The organism is Mycobacterium sp. 4858, assembly GCF_900240975.1.
Classification (GTDB): Bacteria; Actinomycetota; Actinomycetes; order Mycobacteriales; family Mycobacteriaceae; genus Mycobacterium.
This window is the reverse complement of record NZ_LT968775.1, coordinates 1-22,639: the sequence shown is the minus strand read 5'-3', so window position 1 is coordinate 22,639 and position 22,639 is coordinate 1. Positions and strand designations below refer to the sequence as shown.

15 protein-coding genes and 2 pseudogenes are annotated in these 22,639 nt (G+C 68.8%); 7 read left to right on the top strand and 10 right to left on the bottom strand.

Annotation, left to right across the window (positions count from 1 at the left end; all coding sequences use genetic code 11):
* Nucleotides 1-37: 37 nt before the first annotated feature.
* Complete coding sequence (locus C1737_RS00215; protein ID WP_102416908.1) at nt 38-3,457, top strand: TM0106 family RecB-like putative nuclease; 3,420 nt, start codon at nt 38-40, stop codon at nt 3,455-3,457.
* A 9-nt stretch (nt 3,458-3,466) separates the two neighbouring features.
* Here C1737_RS00215 and C1737_RS00210 read toward each other — a convergent pair whose 3' ends face one another.
* A complete protein-coding gene (locus C1737_RS00210; protein WP_102416907.1) occupies nt 3,467-5,440 on the bottom strand; it encodes an MFS transporter in 1,974 nt (657 codons plus the stop codon).
* 223 nt (nt 5,441-5,663) lie between these two features.
* Between C1737_RS00210 and C1737_RS00205 the strand changes: the two genes are divergently transcribed.
* The 4 genes and pseudogenes from C1737_RS00205 to C1737_RS00185 all read left to right on the top strand — a co-directional run bounded on the left by C1737_RS00205 (nt 5,664) and on the right by C1737_RS00185 (nt 12,377).
* Complete coding sequence (locus C1737_RS00205; RefSeq protein WP_199182759.1) at nt 5,664-6,443, top strand: hypothetical protein; 780 nt, start codon at nt 5,664-5,666, stop codon at nt 6,441-6,443.
* A 239-nt stretch (nt 6,444-6,682) separates the two neighbouring features.
* A pseudogene (locus tag C1737_RS00195) lies at nt 6,683-10,545 on the top strand (multifunctional oxoglutarate decarboxylase/oxoglutarate dehydrogenase thiamine pyrophosphate-binding subunit/dihydrolipoyllysine-residue succinyltransferase subunit).
* An 83-nt stretch (nt 10,546-10,628) separates the two neighbouring features.
* Entirely contained in the window at nt 10,629-11,456 is an 828-nt protein-coding gene (locus tag C1737_RS00190) for an SDR family oxidoreductase (protein ID WP_102416905.1), read from the top strand.
* A gap of 69 nt (nt 11,457-11,525) precedes the next feature.
* Complete coding sequence (locus tag C1737_RS00185; protein WP_102416904.1) at nt 11,526-12,377, top strand: SDR family oxidoreductase; 852 nt, start codon at nt 11,526-11,528, stop codon at nt 12,375-12,377.
* Nucleotides 12,378-12,384: 7 nt separating this feature from the next.
* Here the strand turns inward: C1737_RS00185 and C1737_RS00180 are convergent, their stop codons facing one another.
* The 3 genes from C1737_RS00180 to C1737_RS00170 all read right to left on the bottom strand — a co-directional run bounded on the left by C1737_RS00180 (nt 12,385) and on the right by C1737_RS00170 (nt 15,507).
* A complete protein-coding gene (locus C1737_RS00180) occupies nt 12,385-13,248 on the bottom strand; it encodes a glycine betaine ABC transporter substrate-binding protein (protein ID WP_102416903.1) in 864 nt (287 codons plus the stop codon).
* Nucleotides 13,245-14,444 (bottom strand): NADP-dependent malic enzyme, encoded by a 1,200-nt coding sequence (locus tag C1737_RS00175; protein WP_102416902.1) that lies wholly within the window; start codon nt 14,442-14,444, stop codon nt 13,245-13,247. The genes C1737_RS00180 and C1737_RS00175 overlap by 4 nt, the downstream gene beginning before the upstream one ends.
* Before the next feature lie 73 nt (nt 14,445-14,517).
* Entirely contained in the window at nt 14,518-15,507 is a 990-nt protein-coding gene (locus tag C1737_RS00170) for a malate dehydrogenase (RefSeq protein ID WP_068092173.1), read from the bottom strand.
* A gap of 190 nt (nt 15,508-15,697) precedes the next feature.
* Between C1737_RS00170 and corA the strand changes: the two genes are divergently transcribed.
* Nucleotides 15,698-16,801 carry a magnesium/cobalt transporter CorA gene (gene corA / locus C1737_RS00165; protein WP_067927155.1) on the top strand — a complete coding sequence of 368 codons (1,104 nt, stop codon included), beginning with the start codon at nt 15,698-15,700 and terminating at the stop codon, nt 16,799-16,801.
* A gap of 13 nt (nt 16,802-16,814) precedes the next feature.
* Here corA and C1737_RS00160 read toward each other — a convergent pair whose 3' ends face one another.
* From C1737_RS00160 to C1737_RS00135, 6 genes are read right to left on the bottom strand one after another with little or no spacing between them, the layout of a single operon-like run.
* Nucleotides 16,815-17,408 carry a suppressor of fused domain protein gene (locus C1737_RS00160; protein WP_102416901.1) on the bottom strand — a complete coding sequence of 198 codons (594 nt, stop codon included), beginning with the start codon at nt 17,406-17,408 and terminating at the stop codon, nt 16,815-16,817.
* Nucleotides 17,405-18,583 (bottom strand): ABC transporter ATP-binding protein, encoded by a 1,179-nt coding sequence (locus C1737_RS00155; RefSeq protein ID WP_102416900.1) that lies wholly within the window; start codon nt 18,581-18,583, stop codon nt 17,405-17,407. The genes C1737_RS00160 and C1737_RS00155 overlap by 4 nt, the downstream gene beginning before the upstream one ends.
* Nucleotides 18,584-18,587: 4 nt before the next feature.
* Nucleotides 18,588-19,439: a carbohydrate ABC transporter permease gene (locus C1737_RS00150; protein WP_102417704.1), complete on the bottom strand. Its 852-nt coding sequence runs from the start codon at nt 19,437-19,439 to the stop codon at nt 18,588-18,590.
* Entirely contained in the window at nt 19,429-20,358 is a 930-nt protein-coding gene (locus C1737_RS00145) for a carbohydrate ABC transporter permease (RefSeq protein ID WP_102416899.1), read from the bottom strand. Before C1737_RS00145 ends, C1737_RS00150 begins: the two co-directional genes overlap by 11 nt.
* A complete protein-coding gene (locus C1737_RS00140) occupies nt 20,355-21,764 on the bottom strand; it encodes an extracellular solute-binding protein (RefSeq protein ID WP_102417703.1) in 1,410 nt (469 codons plus the stop codon). Before C1737_RS00140 ends, C1737_RS00145 begins: the two co-directional genes overlap by 4 nt.
* A 26-nt stretch (nt 21,765-21,790) precedes the next feature.
* Entirely contained in the window at nt 21,791-22,315 is a 525-nt protein-coding gene (locus tag C1737_RS00135) for a general stress protein (RefSeq protein WP_067927134.1), read from the bottom strand.
* A gap of 163 nt (nt 22,316-22,478) precedes the next feature.
* Here C1737_RS00135 and C1737_RS27460 point away from each other — a divergent pair.
* Nucleotides 22,479-22,639, top strand: a pseudogene (locus C1737_RS27460) (DUF4190 domain-containing protein); the annotation flags it as partial.

Here is a 22,639-nt window from a genome sequence, read left to right as displayed (position 1 = left end):
CGCCTTTCCGTCGGTCCCCTCCCCTACAGTTGCTGCTGTGTTCGTCACCGGCGACAGCATCGTGTACAGCGCGTCGGATCTGGCCGCCGCCGCCCGGTGCGAGTACGCGCTGCTGCGCGATTTCGACGCGAAGCTGGGCTGGGGACCCGCCGCCCCGGCCGAGGATGACCTGCTCGCGCGGACCGCGGCCCTCGGAAACGACCACGAGCGACGCGAACTGGACCGGCTGCGGGGCGAGTTCGGGAGCGGGGTCGCGGTCATCGGCCGCCCGGCCTACACGCCCGCCGGCTTCGCGGCGGCCACCGAAGCGACCCGGCGCGCCATCGTGGGCGGCGCCCCGGTGGTGTATCAGGCGGCCGTGTTCGACGGCCGCTTCGTCGGCTTCGCCGACTTCCTGGTGCGAGACGGCGACCAATACCGGGTCATCGACACCAAGCTGGCCCGTTCGGCCAACGTCACCGCCCTGTTGCAGCTCGCCGCCTATGCCGATGCGCTGGCAGCCTCGGGGGTCCCGGTGGCGCCCGAGGCCGAACTGCACCTGGGCGACGGGACGGCCGCCCGCTACCGCGTCCGCGACCTCGTCCCCGTCTACCGCGCCCAGCGCGCCCGACTGCAACGGCTCCTCGATGAACACCACGCCGGTGGCACCCCGGTCCGCTGGGACGACGAGGGCGTGGCCGCCTGTTTCCGTTGCGCGTTGTGCACCGAGCAGCTGCGCGCCTGCGACGACCTGCTGTTGGTCGCCGGCATGCGAGTGGGCCAGCGCGACAAGCTGATCGACGCCGGAATCACCACGGTGCCCGGCCTGGCCCGGCACGCCGGCCCCGTGCCGGACCTCGCCCCCGCCGCGGTCCGCAAGCTGACCGCCCAGGCCGGACTTCAAGTGCGCCAACGAGAAACCGGCACGCCGCTTTACGAGATCGTCGACCCCCAACCCCTGACGCTGCTGCCCGAACCGGACCCCGGCGACCTGTTCTTCGACTTCGAGGGCGACCCGCTGTGGACCCTCGACGGCAAGGAGTGGGGTCTGGAATACCTATTCGGGGTCCTGGAAGCCGGGCCCGCCGGCACGTTTCGCCCGCTGTGGGCGCACAACCGGGCGGATGAACGCAAGGCCCTCGGCGATTTTCTGGCCATGGTGGCCAAGCGTCGCAAGCGCAGGCCGAACATGCACGTCTACCACTACGCGCCGTATGAGAAGACCGCGTTACTGCGGCTCGCTGGGCGCTACGGAGTCGGCGAGGATCAGGTCGACGAACTGCTGCGCAGCGGGACGCTCGTCGACCTCTACCCCCTGGTGCGCAAGAGCGTTCGCGTGGGTGCGGAGTCGTTCAGCCTGAAGGCGCTCGAACCGCTCTACATGGGCGCGCAGCTGCGGGCCGGCGATGTCACCACCGCCACCGGTTCGATCACCTCCTACGCCCGCTACTGCGAACTGCGGGCCGACGGCCGCGGCGACGAAGCCGCCTCCGTGCTCAAGGAGATCGAGGAGTACAACCACTACGACTGCCGCTCGACCCAGGAACTGCGCAACTGGTTGATGTTGCGCGCCTACGAATCCGGCGTCCTGCCGGTCGGCGCCCAGCCTGTGCGGGACGGCAACAGAGTCGAGGACCGTGACCAGCTGGCGGTGACCCTGTCGAGGTTCACCGGCGACGCCGCCGTCGGTCAACGCACGCCGAAGCAGACGGCCGTAGCGTTGCTGGCCGCGGCGCGCGGCTACCACCGGCGGGAGGACAAACCGTTCTGGTGGGCCCACTTCGACCGCCTCAACTTCCCCGTCGAGGAGTGGGCGGACGACACCGACGTCTTCGTCGCCGAGCACGCGTCGGTCAGCGTGGACTGGAACATCCCGCCCCGCGCGCGCAAGCCGCAGCGACGGGTGCGGCTGCGGGGCGCGCTGGCGCGCGGCGAGTTGATGACCGACGTCTTCGCACTCTACGACCCCCCGACCCCGCCCGGCCTGTCCGACGATCCCGACCGGCGAGCGGCCGGACGCGCCACGGTGATCGAGGCCGACGATCCGGCGCTGCCCACCGAGGTGACCATCGTTGAACGAGTGGGCAACGACGGCAAGCCATTCCACCACCTCCCCTTCGCCCTCACCCCCGGTCCGCCGATCCCGACGACCGCCCTGCGGGAGTCGATCGAGGCCACGGCCGCCGCCGTCGCGGCCGGCCTGCCGCAGTTGCCCCGGAGCGCGGCCGTGGACATCCTGCTGCGCCGCGCGCCCCGGACCCGAAGCGGCAGCGCGCTGCCGCGCGGCGTCGACACGGTCCGCGACATCACCGACGCGGTGCTGGACCTGGACTCCTCCTACCTGGCGGTGCATGGACCGCCGGGCACCGGCAAGACGCACACCGCCGCCCGCGTCGTCCATCGGCTCGCCACCCACCACGGCTGGCGCATCGGCGTGGTCGCGCAGTCGCACGCCACGGTGGAGAACCTGCTCGACTGCGTCATCGACGCCGGGCTGGACCCGGCGCGGGTCGCGAAGAAACGCAACGGCCACAGCGCACCGCGCTGGCGGGAGGTCGACGGCAGCGGGTACGCCGAGTTCATTCAATCTTGGGGGCCCGGCACCGCGGGCTGCGTCGTGGGCGGCACGGCCTGGGATTTCGCCAACGCCAACCGGATAGCGCCCGGCAGCCTCGACCTCCTGGTGATCGACGAGGCGGGCCAGTTCTGCCTGGCAAACACCATCGCGGTCGCGCCTGCGGCCGCCAACCTGGTGCTACTCGGCGACCCTCAGCAGCTGCCGCAGGTCAGCCAGGGAACCCATCCCGACCCGGTTGATACCTCGGCACTCGACTGGCTGGTCGACGGTCAGCGCACCCTGCCCGACGAACGCGGCTACTTCCTGGACCGCTCGTACCGCATGCATCCGGCGGTCTGCGCCGCGGTGTCGGCGCTGTCCTACGAGGGCAGGTTGCATTCCCACGAGTGCACCGGTGACCGACGGCTTGCCGGCTACCCGCCCGGCGTCCAGACGCTCACCGTCGCACACCACGGCAACTCGACGGAGAGCCCTCAGGAGGCCGACGCGATCGCCGCCGAGATCGACCGGATGCTCGGGGCGCCGTGGACCGACGAGCACGGCACCCGCCCGCTGACCGCCGCCGACGTGCTGGTGCTGGCGCCCTACAACGCCCAGGTGGGACTGCTGCGCCGACGGCTGGCCTCGGCCGGGCTCGGCGGGATCCGGGTGGGGACGGTCGACAAGTTCCAGGGTGGGCAGGCGCCGGTCGTGTTCATGTCGATGACGGCATCTTCCGCAGACCTGGTACCGCGCGGTATCTCGTTCCTGCTCAACAGGAATCGCCTCAACGTCGCCATCAGCCGGGCCCAATACGCGGCGTTCATCGTCCGCTCGGGGTCGTTGACCGAATACCTGCCCACCACCCCGGCGGGCCTGACCGACCTGGGCGCGTTTCTGGCGCTGACCGAACCGACGTGATGGCCCCGGTTAGTTGCCGGACGAGTGGCGGCCGTAACCGGTGGGGTCGTCGTCGGGATCGCGGCGGTGACGCCGGCCTCGCACCGCGCCGTTCTGCTGGCGTTGCGCCGGCGGCGCGAGCCGGTCGCGCGGCGCGGTGATGGGACGGACGCGCTGGCCGGTGTCGACATGAGAGCCGTTGTGCGCGAACCCGATAGGGCCACCGTGCGGAGTCGGTTCGTCCCGCGGGCCGGTCCCCACGTCGACGCGCGCCGGGCGCGGGTGGGCGACCCGATCGATTGGCGGCTCGCGGCTTTCACGCGCGTACGCCGCGCGCGGGGCGGACACGGGCTCGGGTTCGCGCACAAGGATGCATTCGACGTACGCGTCGTCGTCGTAGTCGTCGTCGTAGTCGTAGTCGTCGTCATAGTCGTCGAACACGTCACCCGCCTCGGCCGGGGCGCCGGCCGTGGCCGACGGTGCGAACCCGATCAAGAACAGCGCGGCCACGATCCCGAACAGCGCGATGAACGCGGGCAGCAACACCGATTGCGACATGGCGGCCGCGAACGGGTCCCGCAGGAATTCGGGCAATTGCAGGCTGGCGGCCGCCTCACCGCCGACACCTTCCGACGGCTGCGCGGGCATCTCGGCGCCGATCCGTGCCGTCATGAACGCGGCCATGCCGGCGCTGCCGAGCACGGCGCCGAGCTGGCGGACGGAGTTGTAGACGGCCGAGCCCGCACCGGCCAGGCGCGGCGGCAGGTTGCGCGTCGCGGTGGCGGTCAGCGGCGACCACACGAACGCCATCCCGACGCCCGTCGCGAAGAACGGCAACAGCAGCCGCCAGATGGGCGTCCCCGGCGACATCTCGAAGCTGAGCCAGGTCAGCGCGATCGCCAGCACCGAAAACCCGAAGCCGAGGACCGGCCGCGGATGGTATTTGTCGACCATCCTGCCGACGAACGGCGCGAACACACCGTTGGCGATCGCCATCGGCGCGATCAGCAGAGCCGAACGCGTCGGCGACAGCCCGCACACGGCCTGCGCGTAGAACGTCAGCGGCAGCATCATCCCCGTCGCGGCGAACGAGACGATGGCCACCCCGGCGTTGCACAGGCCGAAGTCAAGGTCACGGAAGATCGCCAGCGGAATCAGCGGCTCGTCGGTGTTCATCGACTGCCAGAACACGAATACCGTCATGAACCCGATGCCGGCGACGATCATCGCCCAGATCCAGGGCTCCCAGTGCGCGGCCTGGCCCTGCTGCAGCCCGAACACGATCAGGAACATGCCCGCCCCGGACAGCACGACGCCGACAACGTCGAATCGGTGTGACTGCGTGGGTAGCACCGGGACCAGCCAGTACGCCAGCGCGAGCCCCAGCACGCCGATCGGGACGTTGACGAAGAAGATCCACTGCCACCCCAGCCCGTCGACCAGCACGCCACCGGCCAGCGGGCCCACCAGGCTGGCCACGCCCGCGGTGGCGCCCCACAGGCTCACCGCGACACCGCGCCGCTCCGGCGGGAAGATCCGGGTGATGGTCGACAAGGTCTGCGGGGTGAGCACCCCGGCGCCCACACCCTGGACGACGCGGGCGGTGATCAGCATGGCGGCGCTGCCCGACAGCCCGCACCAGACCGAGGCGACGGTGAACACCACCAGGCCGATCAGGTAGAGGTTTTTCGGGCCGAACCGGTCACCCAGCCGCCCGGCCACCAGCAGCACGACCGCATAGCCCAGCAGGTAGGCGCTGGTCACCCAGACCACGGTGTCGTAGCCGATGTGCAGCCTGGTCATGATCGTCGGGTTCGCGATGGCGACGATGGTCGAGTCGACCATGATCATGAAGAAGCCGATCATCATCGCCCAGAGGGCGTTCCAGGGCTTCTCGGAATGCGGCGAGTTCCGGGTGAGCAAGTTCCACCGGTTGGTGAGGTGGGGCGGGTGGGGCGCCGCGCGCCGGCTGCCCCCGGACGACGGAGGCGTCGCCGTGGTCATCTACCCACCTCGTTTCCGCTCCCGACGATGCGTGCCCGCACGGCGCCGGTCTGATCGACCGGCCCGGACCGTCACGACATCCAGCCTGCATTATTGCCGCTGCCGAAATTGGGGGCGGGCACGGATCCGATCCCGGGTACACCAGGCGGAAGGTTTCGTGTTCGGTCGGTGTTCCGCGGCGGGCACGTTAGCCTGGTAAGACGCCATTTGCAGGAGAGGCAAGATGCGGGCCCGACGGAAGCGGTCTTCGAACCGGTTTTTCAGCATGTCGCATGCGGATGAGGAGCGGCCGCCCACCGACGGCCGGCCCAAGGTCTCCGCGCGGGCGTTGGCCCAGGTCATCGAGCGAAGCTCGCGGATTCAGGGTCCGGCGGCCGAGGCCTACGTGTCCCGACTGCGCAACGCGCACCCGAGCAGCAGCCCGGCCGACATCCTGGCCAAGCTGCAGACGCGGTACGTGGGCATGGTGACGGCCAGCGGCATGGCGGTGGGCGCGGCGGCGACCATCCCCGGCATCGGCACCCTGAGCGCGCTGTCTGCCGCCGCCGCCGAGACGGTGACATTCCTGGAAGCCACCGCGTTCTTCGTCCTGGCGGTCGCGGTGGTGTATGACATCCCCGCCGACCACCGGGAACGACGCCGGGCCCTGGTGCTGTCCGTGCTGGTCGGCGACAACAGCAGGGACGCGGTCGCCCAGCTGTTCGGCCCGGCACGCACCAACGGCGGCTGGATCTCGGAGAGTGTGGCCGCCGTGCCGCTGTCATCGATGTCGCGGCTGAACTCGCGGCTGCTCAAATCGTGGGTGAAGCGGTACACGCTGCGACGCGGCGCCCTGATGTTCGGCAAGCTGCTGCCGGTGGGCATCGGGATCATCGTCGGGGCGGTCGGCAACTATTTCGCCGGCAAGAAGATCGTCGGCAACGCCAACCGGGCGTTCGGCACTCCCCCGGTGCGCTGGCCCCGCGCCCTGCACCTGGTGCCGCCGCTGCACGAAGCGGGCTGACGGCCGTCCCACCCACCCCCTTCAACCTGGCGAATTGCTGGCGAAAGGTTAGCCTTTATAGGGCGGAGAGGTTGAGCATCGACACTGGTGTGAGGTGCTCCACAATCCGGGGTCGACAAACGTACAGGCGTCACGCACTAGCTGCTTGAAGCGCTTGCAGGACAGAGGAATTGAGGCGAACGGCGGTCGTGAGCAACATAAGTTCACCATTCGGGCAAAACGAGTGGCTGGTCGAGGAGATGTACCGCAAGTTCCGCGATGATCCCTCGTCGGTCGATCCGAGCTGGCACGAGTTCCTGGTCGACTACAACCCCGAGCCGACCGGCGAATCGCCCTCGAGCAAAACGACCACCGGTGACGGCCAGGCCCAAGCAGCCCCGCAGGCGGCCCCGCAAACAAAGGCCGCGCCTTCCGCCGAGCCGTCTCCCCAGCCCTCGCCGCCCGCCAAGCCCGCAATCCGAGAGGGCGCGAGGCCCTGGACGACTACACCCCGGAGCCGCCCGGCGAACCGCCCTCGAGCAAAACGCCCCCCGGTGACGGCCGGCCCCAAGCAGCCCCGCAGGCGCCCCCGCAAACAAAGGCCGCGCCTGCCGCCGAGCCGTCTCCCCAGCCCCCGCCGCCCGCCAAGCCCGCCGCCGGGAACGGCACCGCGACCCCCACGGCCGCGCCGGCGAAGCCGAAGGCCCCGACTCCCCCGCCGGCCGAGGGCGACGAGCTGCAGACGCTGCGCGGCGCCGCGGCCGCGGTGGTCAAGAACATGTCCGCCTCGCTGGACGTACCGACCGCCACCAGCGTCCGCGCCATTCCGGCCAAGCTGCTCATCGACAACCGGATCGTCATCAACAACCAGCTCAAGCGCACCCGCGGCGGCAAGATCTCCTTCACCCACCTGCTGGGCTACGCGCTGGTGCAGGCGATCAAGCAGTTCCCCAACATGAATCGGCACTACGCCGAGATCGACGGCAAACCGACGGCGGTCACCCCGGCGCACACCAACCTGGGCCTGGCCATCGATCTGCAGGGCAAGGACGGCAAGCGTTCCCTGGTGGTGGCCGGCATCAAGGGCTGCGAGACCATGCGATTCGCGCAATTCGTCACCGCCTACGAGGACATCGTCCGCCGCGCCCGCGACGGCAAACTGACAGCCGAAGACTTTGCGGGCGTGACGATTTCGCTGACCAACCCCGGCACCATCGGCACCGTGCACTCGGTGCCGCGGCTGATGAACGGCCAGGGCGCGATCATCGGTGTCGGCGCCATGGAATACCCCGCCGAGTTCCAGGGCGCCAGCGAGGAACGCATCGCCGAACTGGGGATCGGCAAGCTGATCACGCTGACCTCCACCTACGACCACCGCATCATCCAGGGCGCCGAATCCGGCGACTTCCTGCGCACCATCCACGAGATGCTGTTGTCGGACGCGTTCTGGGACGACATCTTCCGCGAACTGGGCAACCCGTACCTGCCGATCCGCTGGAGCACCGACAACCCGGATTCGATCGTCGACAAGAACGCGCGGGTGATGGAGCTGATCGGGGCGTACCGCAACCGCGGCCACCTGATGGCGGATATCGACCCGCTGAGGTTGGACGGCAGCCGGTTCCGCAGCCACCCCGACCTGGAGATCCTCAACCACGGCCTGACGCTGTGGGACCTCGACCGGGTGTTCAAGGTCAACGGGTTCGCCGGCTGCGAGTACAAGAAGCTGCGCGACATCCTGGGCCTGCTGCGCGACGCGTACTGCCGCCACATCGGGGTGGAGTACACCCACATCCTGGACCCCGAACAACAAGAATGGCTGCAGCAGCGCGTTGAGACCAAACACGTCAAGCCCACGGTGGCGGAGCAGAAGTTCATCCTGAGCAAGCTCAACGCCGCCGAGGCCTTCGAGACCTTCCTGCAGACCAAATATGTTGGACAGAAACGTTTTTCGCTGGAGGGTGCGGAAAGCGTGATCCCGATGATGGACGCGGCGATCGACCAGTGCGCCGAGCACGCCCTCGACGAGGTGGTGATCGGGATGCCGCACCGCGGGCGCCTCAACGTCTTGGCCAACATCGTCGGAAAGCCGTACTCGCAGATTTTCAGCGAGTTCGAAGGCAACCTCAACCCGTCGCAGGCCCACGGTTCCGGCGACGTCAAATACCACCTCGGCGCCACCGGCGTGTACCTGCAGATGTTCGGCGACAACGACATTGCGGTCTCGCTGACCGCCAACCCGTCGCACCTCGAAGCCGTGGACCCGGTGCTGGAGGGCCTGGTCCGGGCCAAGCAGGACCTGCTCAACCGGGGCGCCCACGACGACGGTGACGAGAAGGCGTTCTCGGTGGTGCCGATGATGCTGCACGGTGACGCCGCCTTCGCCGGTCAGGGCGTGGTCGCCGAGACGCTGAACATGGCGAACCTGCCCGGCTACCGGGTCGGCGGCACCATCCACATCATCGTCAACAACCAGATCGGCTTCACCACCGCGCCGGAGTATTCGCGATCCAGCGAATACTGCACCGACGTCGCGAAGATGATCGGGGCGCCGATCTTCCACGTCAACGGCGACGACCCCGAGGCCTGCGTGTGGGTGGCGAAGCTGGCCGTGGACTTCCGGCAGAAGTTCAAGAAGGACGTCGTCATCGACATGCTGTGCTACCGCAGGCGCGGCCACAACGAGGGCGACGATCCGTCGATGACCAACCCCGCCATGTACGACGTCGTCGACATCAAGCGCGGGGTCCGCAAGAGCTACACCGAAGCCCTGATCGGCCGCGGTGACATCTCGCTGAAGGAGGCCGAGGACGCGCTGCGCGACTACCAGGGCCAGCTGGAGCGGGTGTTCAACGAGGTGCGTGACCTGGAGAAACACGGCGTGCAGCCCAGCGCGTCGGTCGAGGCCGACCAGATGCTGCCCGCGGGCCTGTCCACGGCGGTGGACAAGGCGTTGCTGTCCCGGATCGGGGACGCGTTCCTCGCCCTGCCGGAGGGCTTCAGCGCGCACCCCCGCGTGCAGCCGGTGCTGGAAAAGCGGCGGGAGATGGCCTACGAGGGCAAGATCGACTGGGCCTTCGGCGAACTGCTGGCGCTCGGTTCGCTGGTGGCCGAGGGCAAGCTGGTCCGGCTGTCGGGCCAGGACACCCGGCGCGGCACCTTCTCCCAGCGGCATTCGGTGATCATCGACCGCCACACCGGCGAGGAGTTCACCCCGCTGCAACTGCTGGCGACCAACCCGGACGGGACTCCCACCGGGGGCAAGTTCCTGGTCTACGACTCACCGCTGTCCGAGTACGCCGCCGTCGGCTTCGAATACGGCTACACCGTGGGCAACCCGGACGCCCTGGTGCTGTGGGAGGCGCAGTTCGGCGACTTCGTCAACGGCGCGCAGTCGATCATCGACGAGTTCATCAGCTCGGGCGAGGCCAAGTGGGGCCAGCTGTCCAACGTGGTGCTGCTGCTGCCGCACGGCCACGAGGGCCAGGGACCCGACCACACCTCGGGCCGCATCGAACGCTTCCTGCAGCTATGGGCGGAGGGTTCGATGACGATCGCAATGCCGTCGACGCCATCCAACTATTTCCACCTGCTGCGCCGCCACGCGCTCGACGGTGTGCAACGGCCGCTGATCGTGTTCACACCCAAGTCGATGCTGCGCAACAAGGCCGCGGTCAGCGACGTCAGGGACTTCACCGAGATCAAGTTCCGCTCGGTGCTCGAAGAGCCGACCTACGAGGACGGCATCGGTGACCGCGGCAAGGTCAGGCGGATCCTGCTGACCAGCGGGAAAATCTACTACGAGCTGGTGGCCCGCAAGGCCAAGGACAACCGCGACGACGTCGCGATCGTGCGCATCGAGCAGCTCGCCCCGCTGCCGAAGCGCCGGCTCAGCGAGACGCTGGACCACTACCCGAGCGCCGACGAGTTCTTCTGGGTGCAGGAGGAGCCGGCCAACCAGGGCGCGTGGCCGCGGTTCGGTCTCGAGCTGCCCGAGCTGCTGCCCGACAAGCTGACCGGGCTCAAGCGGATCTCGCGGCGGGCCATGTCGGCGCCGTCGTCGGGTTCGTCGAAGGTGCACGCGGTCGAGCAACAGGAGATCCTCGACACGGCGTTCCGCTGATTGCGTTGCCCCACCCGCCGATAAGGGGGACCGCCGGTACCGGCTAGCCTCGACGCAAACGGGGCCGATTGGGAAGGGTGCTCATGCAAGGGTTCGCCGGCAAGGTCGCCGTGGTCACTGGTGCGGGTTCGGGTATCGGGCAGGCGCTGGCGATAGAGCTGGGCCGCTCGGGCGCCAAGGTCGCGATCAGCGACGTCGATGTCGAGGGCCTGGCGGAAACCGAGGCCAAGTTGAAGGCGATCGGGGCCGAGGTCATGGCGGACCGGCTCGACGTGACCGAGCGCGAGGCGTTTCTGGCCTACGCCGACGCCGTCCGCGACCACTTCGGCAAGGTGAACCAGATCTACAACAACGCGGGCATCGCGTTCACCGGCGACGTCGAAGTCAGCCAGTTCAAAGACATCGAGCGGGTGATGGACGTCGACTTCTGGGGTGTGGTCAACGGCACCAAGGCGTTCCTGCCCCACCTGATCGCCTCCGGCGACGGTCATGTGATCAACGTCTCGAGCGTGTTCGGGTTGTTCTCGGTGCCCGGTCAGGCGGCCTACAACTCCGCCAAGTTCGCGGTCCGCGGCTTCACCGAGGCGCTGCGGCAGGAGATGGCGGCGGCCGGCCACCCGGTCGCGGTGACCACGGTGCACCCCGGCGGCATCAAGACGGCGATCGCCCGCAACGCCACGGCCGCCGAGGGGCTCGACCAGGCCGAGCTGGCCAGCCTGTTCGACAAGCGGTTGGCCAAGACCAGCCCGCACCGGGCCGCCCAGATCATCCTGGAGGCGGTGCGCAAGAAGAAGGCCCGGGTGCTGGTCGGCACGGACGCCAAGGTGCTGGACGCCCTGGTGCGGCTGACGGGCCCGGGATACCAGCAGCTGTTCGGGCCCGTGATGGGCCGGTTGATGCCCAAGCGGTGAGGGAAACCGTAGCGGGGATCGCCACTACCGGCTAGCCTGACGCCGCACGCCGCCACGAGGGAGTACTGGATGCACAGCTTCGCTGGAAAGGTCGCCGTGGTGACGGGCGCGGGTTCGGGGATCGGCCAGGCGCTGGCGCTAGAACTTGGCCGCGCGGGCGCCAGGGTCGCGATCGGCGACGTCGACATCGAAGGGCTGGCGCGAACCGAGGCGCAACTCAAGGCGATCGGCGCGCCGGTCAAAGCCGACCGGCTCGATGTGACCGAGCGCGAGGCGTTTCTGGCCTACGCCGACGCCGTCCGCGAGCACTTCGGCAAGGTGAACCAGATCTACAACAACGCGGGCATCACGTTTGTCGGGTCCATCGAGGACAGCCGGTTCAAGGACTTCGAGCGGGTGATGGACGTCGACTATTGGGGTGTGGTGAACGGCACCAAGGCCTTCCTCCCCCACCTGATCGCCTCGGGCGACGGCCACGTCATCAACATCTCCAGCGCGCTGGGCCTGTTCTCGGCGCCCGGGCAGGCGGCGTACGTTTCGGCCAAGTTCGCCGTTCGCGGTTTCACCGAGGCGCTGCGCCAGGAGATGGTGCTGGCCGGCCACCCGGTGCGGGTGACGACGGTGCACCCCGGCGGCGTGAAGACGGGATTCGCCCGCAACGCCGTCTTCGCCGACGGCCTCGACCAGGACGGCCTGGCGGAACTGTTCGAGGAGCAGCAGGCCAAGACCACACCGCAGCGGGCTGCTGAGGTCATCTTGGCGGGCGTGGGCAGGAACAAGGCCCGGGTGCTCGTCGGCCCCGACGTCAAGGCCATGGATCTGGTGGTGCGGCTGACGGGTTCGAGACCCGAGCGCCTGCTGGGCGGGCCGATCATGAGCCGGGTGCAGCAGACGGTGCACAGGCTCATGCCCAAACGGTGAGGCTCGTTCACCGCCCCAGCGGATGCTCCGCGAGCCACCCGCCGGCCACCGCCTGCGGGTCGGCCCCGCCGCCCACCTGACGGCGCATGTCGACCAGCGCGGCTGTGTCCAGCACGCCGGCGACCTCGTTGATGGCCAGCAGCTGCCGATCGCTCAGCGCGTTGCGGCGATACAGCGGCACGACGTTCTCGGCCCTGACCAGTGCCGGCTTGCCGTCAGCCAGCGCGACCAGGTCGGCGGGCAGGCCGGGGTCGGCGGTCGTCGTCCAGCCCGCGGTCAGCTGCCCGGCCCGCACCGCGGCGAACATCGTTGTCTGATCGGGGAATTCGCGCGGAACCGGAAGCCGGCACGTGCCCACCGTCGAGGGAGCCGGACGCCCGGCGACGGTGCCGACGACCAATCCGGCGCAGTGTTTCGGCAGCGCGCTCAGGTCCGCGCTGACGTCGCTGCCACCCCACGCCCCGGCGGTGGACCCGGTCACCAGCAGCACGGGTTTGTCTTCCGCCGCCGTCGTGTAGTCACCCGCGGCGACGCCCTCGGGCAGCGCGGCCACCATCGCGCGGTAGACCTCCGCGTCGGACAACGCCGCCGCACCGGGCTGCAGGCTCTGCAGCTCGCGTCCGGTCAGGGCCGGGACGACGGTGAACGCGCCCGAGTCCAGGCGCGCCATCGGATTCTCGGCGGTCTCGGCGCGCGCCGGGAAACCGTATGACCGCAGCGCGGCCACGTACACGCCGGCCAGCAGCGCCGACTCGGGATCCGCCGACGAGCCGACCACCAGTTCCGGACGAGCGGCGTGGCCGCCGGTGCCGCAGCCGGCCACCACGAGAATGACGGCGAGCAGCGACGCCGCCAGCCGGCCGGTTCTCACCCCGCGATGTCTGCGGGGTCTGCGGCCAGGGCCACCGCCGTGGCGACGGCATCCCCGACGCGCAGGTCCAGCGGGCTGGGGACGATTCGGTCGAAAGCCAGGTCATCGCTGACGACCGAGAAGATGGCCTCGGCGGCGGCAACCATCATCTTCTCGGTGATCCGGCGCGCCCCGGCGTCGAGCGCCCCACGGAACACGCCGGGGAAGGCCAGCACGTTGTTGATCTGGTTGGGGAAGTCGCTGCGGCCGGTGGCCACCACCGCGGCGTACTTGGCCGCGACCTGCGGATGGATCTCGGGGTCGGGGTTGGACAGCGCGAACACGATGGCGTCGGGCGCCATGGTGGCGATCATCTCCTCGGGCACCACACCGCCCGACACCCCGAGGAACAGATCGGCGCCGCGCAGCGCTTCGGCCATGCTGCCCGTCAGACCGTCGGGGTTCGTGCGCTGCGCCAGAACGCTCTTCACGCTGTTCATGTCGTCGCGCCCGGTGTGCAGAATGCCGCGCGAGTCGAGCACGGTGATGTCGGAAACGCCCATCGTCAGAAGGAGATTCGTGCACGCCACACCCGCCGCGCCGGCGCCGGAGACCACCACCCGCAGCGACGTCATGTCGCGGCCGAGCAACTTGGTGGCACCCATGAGCGCGGCCAGCGCAACGATCGCCGTCCCGTGCTGATCGTCGTGCATCACGGGGCAGTCCAGCGCTTCGATGACCCGCCGTTCGATCTCGAAGCAGCGCGGCGCGGAAATGTCCTCGAGGTTGACGGCGCCGAACGTCGGGCGCAGCCGCACCAGGGTTTCGACGATCTCGTCGGGATCCTTGGTGTCCAGCACGATGGGGATCGCGTTCAGGCCGCCGTACGCCTGAAACAGGGCGCACTTGCCCTCCATCACCGGCAACGAGGCCGCCGGTCCGATGTCACCCAGGCCCAGCACGGCGCTGCCGTCGCTGACGACGGCGACCAGCCGGTTCGCCCACGTGTACCGGGCGGCCTGGCTGCGGTCGGCGGCGATCGCGCGACTGACCTGCGCCACACCCGGTGTGTAGGCGATGGACAGGGCGCGCTGGGTGTCCAGCGGTGCCGTCAGGCCTACCGAAAGCTTGCCGCCAATGTGTGCCTCGAAGATTTCCGCGTCGGTGATCGCACCCGCTTCGACGCGCGTCTGTATCGATTCAATCAACTCGGACACGCGCTTCAGGGTACTGACTACCGATTAGTAGACCTAATGGTGACGTGCGTCTCACCGGCCACGCCGCTGGATCTCAGATGAGACCCAGCTCGGTGACCGCCTTGCGCTCGTCGACCAGCTCGGCGGTCGTCTTGTCGATCCGACCGCGGGAGAAGTCGTCGATCTCCAACCCCTGCACGATCGACCAGTCGCCGTCCTTGGTGGTGACCGGGAACGACGACACGATTCCCTCCGGCACGCCGTAGGAGCCGTCGGAGTACACCGCCATCGACACCCAGTCGCCGTCCGGGCTGCCCAGCAGCCAGGAACGGGCGGCGTCGATGGTCGCCGACGCGGCCGAGGCGGCCGACGAGGCGCCGCGCGCGTCGATGATCGCCGCGCCGCGCTTGGCCACCGTCGGGATGAAGTCGTTCTCGAGCCAGTTCTGGTCGTTGACCACCTCGGCGGCGTTCTTGCCGCCGACCTCGGCGTGGAAGATGTCGGGGTACTGGGTCGCGGAGTGGTTGCCCCAAATGGTCATCTTCTTGATGTCGGTGACCTTGGCGCCCGTCTTCTTGGCCAGCTGCGAGATGGCGCGGTTGTGGTCGAGGCGGGTCAGCGCGGAGAACCGTTCCTTGGGGATGTCGGGGGCGTTGCTGAGCGCGATCAGCGCGTTGGTGTTGGCCGGGTTGCCGGTCACCCCGATGCGGATGTCGTCGGCGGCCACCGAGTTCAAGGCCTTGCCCTGCGCGGTGAAGATCGCGCCGTTGGCCTCCAGCAGGTCGCTGCGCTCCATGCCCGGCCCGCGCGGCCGCGCGCCGACCAGCAGGGCGAGGTTGGCACCGTCGAAGATCTTGTTGGGATCCGAGCCGATCTGCACCCCGGCCAACAGCGGAAACGCGCAGTCATCGAGCTCCATCACCACGCCCTCGAGCGCCTTGAGCGCCGGCTCGATCTCGAGCAGACGCAGCTCGATCGGGCGGTCGGGGCCCAGCAGCGAACCGCTCGCCAAGCGGAACAACAGGCTGTAGCCGATCTGGCCGGCGGCGCCGGTGACGGCGACCTTGAGAGGACTTGCGCTCACGTCGAAATACTCCTTGTGGAGGTAGTCATGCAGGATCGGGTCTCGGCTCGAAACTAGCGCACCGTTCCCGGCTGCCGACCCCCGGTCCGATGCCCGGCCGCGCCGGCAACCGGATCGTCGCTCGTCGGCAAGCCGGACCGCGTAGCATGGAGCACCGCCGGTCAGACCTGCGCTGCGATCGGAGGTGGATGTGTTCCAGGGTTTTGACGCATTGCCCGAGGCTCTGCGGCCGCTCGCGCACGAGCCTCGTCCGCCGCAAGCCGACACCCGACCGCACTCCCCCAACGAGACGTTGGTCGACTGCGCCGTCTACGCCGAGGGCCACCGGCTCCCCGGGACATACAGCTACGCCACGGCCCTGGACAAAGTGCGCCAGATCGAGATGCTCGGGCACGAGGCGTTCGTGTGGGTCGGCCTGCGCGAGCCCGACCAGGCCGAGATGCAGGAAGTCGCGGAGGTTTTCGGGATACACCCGCTGGCCGTCGAGGACGCCGTCTGCGCCCACCAGCGGCCCAAGCTGGAACGATTCGACGAGACGCTGTTCCTGGTGCTGAAGACGGTCGCGTACGTGCCGCATGAGTCGGTGGCGGCCGCCCGCCAAATCGTCGAGACCGGCGAGGTGATGGTCTTCGTCCGCAAGGACTTCGTGGTCACCGTCCGCCACGGCGAGCACGGCGGGCTTTCCGATCTGCGCAAGCGGATGGAGGCCGACCCCGAGCAGCTGCGCCTGGGGCCGTACGCGGTGATGCACGCCATCGCCCACGAGGTGGTCAACCACTACCTGGTGGTCAGCCACCTGATCGAATCGGACATCGACAGCATCGAGGGTCTGGCGTTCGCGCCGGGCCGCAAGATCGACGTCGAACCCATCTATCTGCTCAAGCGCGAGGTCGTCGAACTGCGCCGGTGCGTCAACCCGTTATCCGGCGCGTTCCTGCGAATCCAACAGGAGAACAAAGACCTGATCTCCAAGGAGGTGCGGCGCTACCTGCGCGACCTCGCCGACCACCACTCCGAGGCAGCCGAGCACATCGCCAGCTACGACGACATGCTCAACTCGCTGATCCAGGCCGCGCTGGCCCGCGTCGGAATGCAGCAGAACTCCGACATGCGCAAGATATCGGCCTGGGCCGGCATCATCGCGGTGCCGACCATGTTCGCGGGCATCTACGGCATGAACTTCGAGTTCATGCCCGAGCTGAAATGGCACTGGGGGTACCCGGTGGTGGTCGCCATCATGATCACCGCCTGCCTGACCCTGTACTTCAGCTTCCGAAGACTCAACTGGCTCTGACGCGAGCTGACGGTCAGTTCGGTTGCGCCGCTGGGCGTTTCGGGTCGAGCACGTCGACGCCGTCGTTCTGCCACGCCTGCCGCATGGCTTCGGCGCCCTTCAACCGCACCCAGGCCGCCTCGGTCGCGGTGATGGGCGTCGCCAACAGGAACTGCACCGGGGCACGCGGCGGCTCCAACGGCAGATCGTCAATGTCGCTGGGGCCCAGCAACACCGCGGTGAACGGCACGCGTCCCGCGGGTCGCGCCCACAACGGCGATCCCAGGTCCACCAACGCGTCGGCGGTCAGCACCAGACCCTCGACGGCCGGCGTCGCGGCCAGTACCGCCAGGCTGCGGGCTATGCCGGTGACCGGGCCCGGATCTCGCAGGCGCAGCACCACCTCGGCGCGCGGTCCCCGAGTGTGGTCGTCGACGATCTGCGCCGGGTCGGTCATCGGATACCGCGAACAGCCCAGTGACACGTAATGCACCAACCCGTCGCTCCCGCGGAAGCGCAGCACCTCGATGGGTTCGGTGCCCAGAAAGGTCACGCTCGCCGAATCGGGCTCGACATCGGCGAAGTGACGGCGCAGGTGCGCGCGCACCTGGTCCAGGACCGGGCTCACTGATCCGCGGACGCCGCGACGGTCAGGTTCGCCCCGGTGCCGGCATCGAATACGGCGAGCTTCGTGGTGTCGAACGCCAGCTCGATGGACTGCCCGATCACCGCTTTGGATTCCGCGGGAACCCTTGCCACGAACTGGTTTTCGTGCGCATCGGCCTGGGCGGCCAGCTCGTCCAGTTGGGCGGAGTGCGCCGCCCACCCCGCGGTGGAGAAGTAGACGAACTTGTCGGCGCCCAACGACTCGACCAGGTCGACCTTCACCTCGAAGGTGAGCGCCCTGATGCGCTGGTACCCGTCGATCAACGCGGCGTCGTGCAGGTGCTCGGGCCGCACCCCCACGATGATGTTCTCCGGCACCGGGTGCTGCGCGATCATCCGTTCGACGTCCGGCGACAACATGACCTCACCGAAAGGCAGCGTCAGGCCGGTGGTGGTCACCGTGGCGGGGAAGAAGTTCATGGCCGGCGAGCCGATGAACCCGGCGACGAACAGGTTTGCCGGGTGTTCGTAAAGCTCGTCCGGGGTGCCGATCTGCTGCGCGACCCCGCCGTGCATCACCACCACCCGGTCTCCGAGTGTCATCGCCTCGGTCTGGTCGTGCGTGACGTAGACGGTCGTGGTGCCGAGCCGCTTCTGCAGCCGGGCGATCTCGCCGCGCATCTGGACCCGTAGCTTGGCGTCCAGGTTGGACAGCGGCTCGTCCATCAAGAAGGCCTTGGGGTGGCGCACGATCGCGCGACCCATTGCGACCCGCTGCCGTTGCCCGCCCGACAGTTGGGAGGGTTTGCGGTCGAGAAGTTCGGTCAGGTCAAGGGTTTTGGCGGTCTCTTCGACCTTCTGGGCGATCTCCGCCTTCTTCATCTTCGCCAACGTCAGCGGGAACGCGATGTTCTGCCGGACGGTCATGTGGGGGTACAGCGCGTACGACTGGAAAACCATCGCGATGTCGCGGTCTTTGGGCGCCTTCTCGTTCACGCGTTCGCCGCCGATGCGCAGTTCGCCCGACGTGATGTCCTCCAGGCCGGCGATCATGTTCAGTGTCGTCGTCTTACCGCAACCGGAAGGTCCGACCAGGATCAGGAATTCGCCGTCGGCGATGGTGATGCTGAGGTCTTGCACCGCCGTGGCGCCGTCGGGGTAGCTCTTGCTGACATGGTCCAGCACAATCTCGGCCATCGCGCTATCCCTTCACAGCGCCGGAGGTCAATCCGGCGATGATTCGCCGTTGAAAGATTAAAACAAACACGATGATCGGCACGGTGATCACGACGGCACCGGCCGCGATCGACCCGGTGGGCTCCTCGAATTGTGAACTGCCGCCGAAGTTCGCGATGGCCACCGGCGCGGTGATCGCCGCCTTGGTGGCGGTGAGCGACAGCGCCAGCAGCAGGTCGTTCCAGGCGAAGATGAACACCAGGATGGCCGCCGTCACCACTCCCGGCGCGGCCAGGGGGACGATCACCTTGCGGAAGGCCTGCGCCGGCGTGGCCCCGTCCATTTTCGCCGCCCGCTCGAGATCCCATGGGATCTCCCGGAAGAAGGCCGACAGGGTGTAGATGGCAAGCGGAAGAGCGAAGGTGATGTAGGGCAGGATCAGCCCCGGCCAGGTGTCGAACAGGCCGACGAAGCGTTCGATGTTGAACAGCGGGGTGACCAGTGAGATCGCGGGGAACATGGTGACCAGCAGGGTGGCGCCGATCATGACCCGCTTGCCGGGGAAGCGCAGCCGGGCGATCGCGTAGGCGGCCATCGCGCCGAGCACCACCGCGATCGCGGTGGTGATCAGCCCTATGCCGATCGAGTTGACCAGCGCCGCACCGAACAGGTCACCCCGGAAGATGCCGCGGTAGTTCTCGAAGGACACCGACGACGGGATCAGCTTGCCGTCCTTGACCGTTGACGTCGGCTTGAGCGAGAGGCTGAGGATCCACAGCACCGGGACAAGTGCGTACCCCACCACCACGGTGTCGATGACGGCCCACCCCACCGCCCGCCGGGCGCCTACCCCGGCCCGCGCGCGTTCAACGGTCATCGGCGTCACCACCGGGCGCCGCGACGCCGAACACCTTGATGTAGACGAGCGCGATGATGCCCACACAGACGAAGATGAGCACGCTGATCGCCGAGCCCAACCCGACGTTGAACCCTTTGAACAGGTTGTCGTAACCGAGGATTGACACCGAGTCGGTATTGTTCGCGCCGTCGGTCAGCACGTAGATGTTGTCGAAGATGCGGAAGGCGTCCAGGGTCCGGAACAACAGCGCGACCACGACCGCGGGCTTGATGATCGGTAACGTCACGCGCACCAGCCGCCGCCACGGCCCCGCGCCGTCGACTTGGGCGGCCTTCAGCAAGTCCTCGGGCACCAGCGCCAGCCCGGCCAGCAGCAGCAGCGACATGAAAGGCGTCGTCTTCCAGACCTCGGCGAGGACGACGATGCCCAGCGACGGGAGTTGCTGTGTCAACGGAGCACTGCCCTGCGGCAAGAGGTTGGCCAGATAGCCGGTTCCCGGTGTCCACGCGTAATACCAGCTGTAGGACGCCACCACGGTGACGATGCCGTACGGGATGAGCACGGCGGTGCGCACCAGCCCCCGGCCGATGAGCGTGCGGTGCATCACCAGGGCCAGCGCCAGGCCGAGCACGAACTCGACCGACACGGAAACCACTGTGATTCCCAGCGTTACGGCTAGCGCCGTCCACCAATACCGGTCGGTCAAGATCGTTTGGTAGTTGCTCAGGCCGACGAACGCGGTGTCGTTGGGGGTGGCGAGGCTGTTGCGCTGCAGGCTCAGCCACACCGCATAGCCGATCGGGTAGGCCGTCACCGCCAGCATCAGCAGCGCCGCGGGCGCGACGAGGACGAAGGCAAGGCGCCGTTCCGACAGCCGGTTTCGCGTGCGTGTGCGCGGAGCGACGGCGGGGACATCCGAGGGGGCGGCGCGCGTCACGGCAGCAGCCCCTTGCCGTCAATGGCCTGCTGCGCCTGCGCGGTGAGTTCGTCGGCCGTCCGCTCCGGGTCGATCCGCGTGATGGGGCTCAGCGCCGCGGACAGCCGCAGCGACAACGCCTGATACACCGGCGTCGCGGGCCGCACGGCGGCGTCGGTGAGTTGCCGCCGAATGACGGTGTACATCGGGTACTTGGCCTGGAATTGCGGGTCGGAGTACAGCGACGTCCGCACCGCGGGTAGCCCGCCTTGCATCGAAACGTACTTCTGGCTCGGCAGGCTGCGCAGGCAGCGCACGGCCTCGAACGCCTCCGCGCGATGACGGGTGGTGCTGGCGACGGCCAGGTTCAGCCCGCCGATCGTGACCTTGGCCGGGCGGCCCGGCGCCACACCGGGGTACGGGGCGAACGCGAAAACCTTCTGGCTGGCCTCGTAAGCCAGGCGGAATTGCTCGTCGGTGGGCACGAACGTCCCGACGTCGTTGATGCTGCCGGCCAACGCCGGGTCCCGGTTGAGCGGCAGGAAGGGGACACCGCCCTTCACCGCGTTCTCCAGCATGGAGGCCAGCACATACGGCCAGTTGACTTCCAGCGCGGCCCTGCCCTGTTCGACCGCCAGGCGGGCCGTGCCTTCGTCGGTCCGGGTGATCGACGGGTCGGCGCCCGGAGCGGTGCCCACGGACTTCAGGATGCGCAGCGCGTTGAGCGTCGCGGCCCGGTGCGCGGGCGTGTCCGTCAGGGTGACCCGGCGGCCGTCCTCGGAAAGCACCTGGCCGCCACCGCTCACCAACAGGGTGTTGAACCACACGACCAGGCCCTCACCCTCGTTCGCCTGCACGGCGATCCAGGCGGGCCGGCCCGCGGCGTGCAACCGGGCGGCCTCGGCCACCATCGCGGCCCAGTCCAGCGGCGGCTGGCTCACGAAATCGGGCCGGTACCAGAGCAATTCGGTGTTCGTGGCGACGGGCGCTGCATACAACTCGTGCTTCCACCGTGCCGTCGCCAGGGGGCCGGGCAACGTGTCGGCCCGGGCGTCGCCGTCGGCCAGCCCTGCGGGGTCGTCGGACAGCGGCAGCGCCCAGCCCGCCTCGGCGAACTCCGCGGTCCACACCACGTCCAGCGCCATCACGTCCAGCCCGCGGTCGTGAGCGCTCAGCCGGCGTGCCAGCTGCACGCGCTGCTCCCCGGGACCCCTCGGCAGGCTCACATGCCGGATGGCGAACCGGCCTCCCATCTGTTTGGTGCACTCTTGAGCGACGGCGTTGAAGGCAGTCGAATCGGTGGTCGGGGTGAAGAACGTGATCACCAGTCCCCCGCCGACCGTCCCGCAGGCCGGCACCGCCGCGGCGACGATCAACGACGCCGAAGCGATGACGGCCAGCCGACGCGGGCGCACGCGACTCACCACCGGAGTCACACCCTTCGTGCGTGTCCTCAAATCGCTAAGCGCGCCAACAGATCCCGCGCCTTCTCCGCGTTCTGCGGATCGCAGAGCACGTCGTAGCGGCCGGCCACCAGCTGCATGGTCGAGCTGAAATCCCTTGTGCCACGGGCCATCGCGTAGGGGACCGCGGAGGTGATCAAGCCGAAGAAAACGCCGGCGACCAGGCCGGTGGCCAACGCGGCCCACGGATTCGGGCTGAAGAAGCCGAGCACCAACCCGATGAACAGCCCCAGCCAGGCGCCGCTGAGTACCCCGCCGCCAAGCACCTTGGCCCACGTCAGCCGGCCGGTGACCCGTTCGACCTGCATCAAGTCGACGCCGACGATGGTCACCTGCTGAACGGGGAACTGCTGCTCCGAGAGGTAGTCCACGGCGCGCTGCGCCTCGGCGTAGGTGGGGTAGGACCCGACCGGCCACCCCTTGGGCGGCGTCGGCAATCCGGGTGCGCGACGACCGCCCGCCGCGCCCGCGGGCGTCGCGCCGGGAACTTGACCGGGCTGGAAAGGACTAGTCATCGGCGATCATTCTCCTCCGCCCAGGCCATCGTCACATCTCGGGGCCTTCTAGCCTATCGAGCGGCCGCAAGCCAACCTGCGAAAACAGGGCGCAGGCACCCGCTGCGCCCCCAGCGGCCCCGCGGCGATTCACCGCCGATCCGCGACTCGGCCATCGGCTAGGTTGAACACCATGACAGCGCCCGGCGACGGTTTCGGCGAACGCGCCCACGACGACCAAGCCGAACCGGCTCCCGCCGGCGGCGGGGCCCCGGAGCAGCCAGAGGCGCCGTGGGAACCGCCGGCCCCGGCCACGCCACCCGAATATCCGCCCCCGGCCTATCC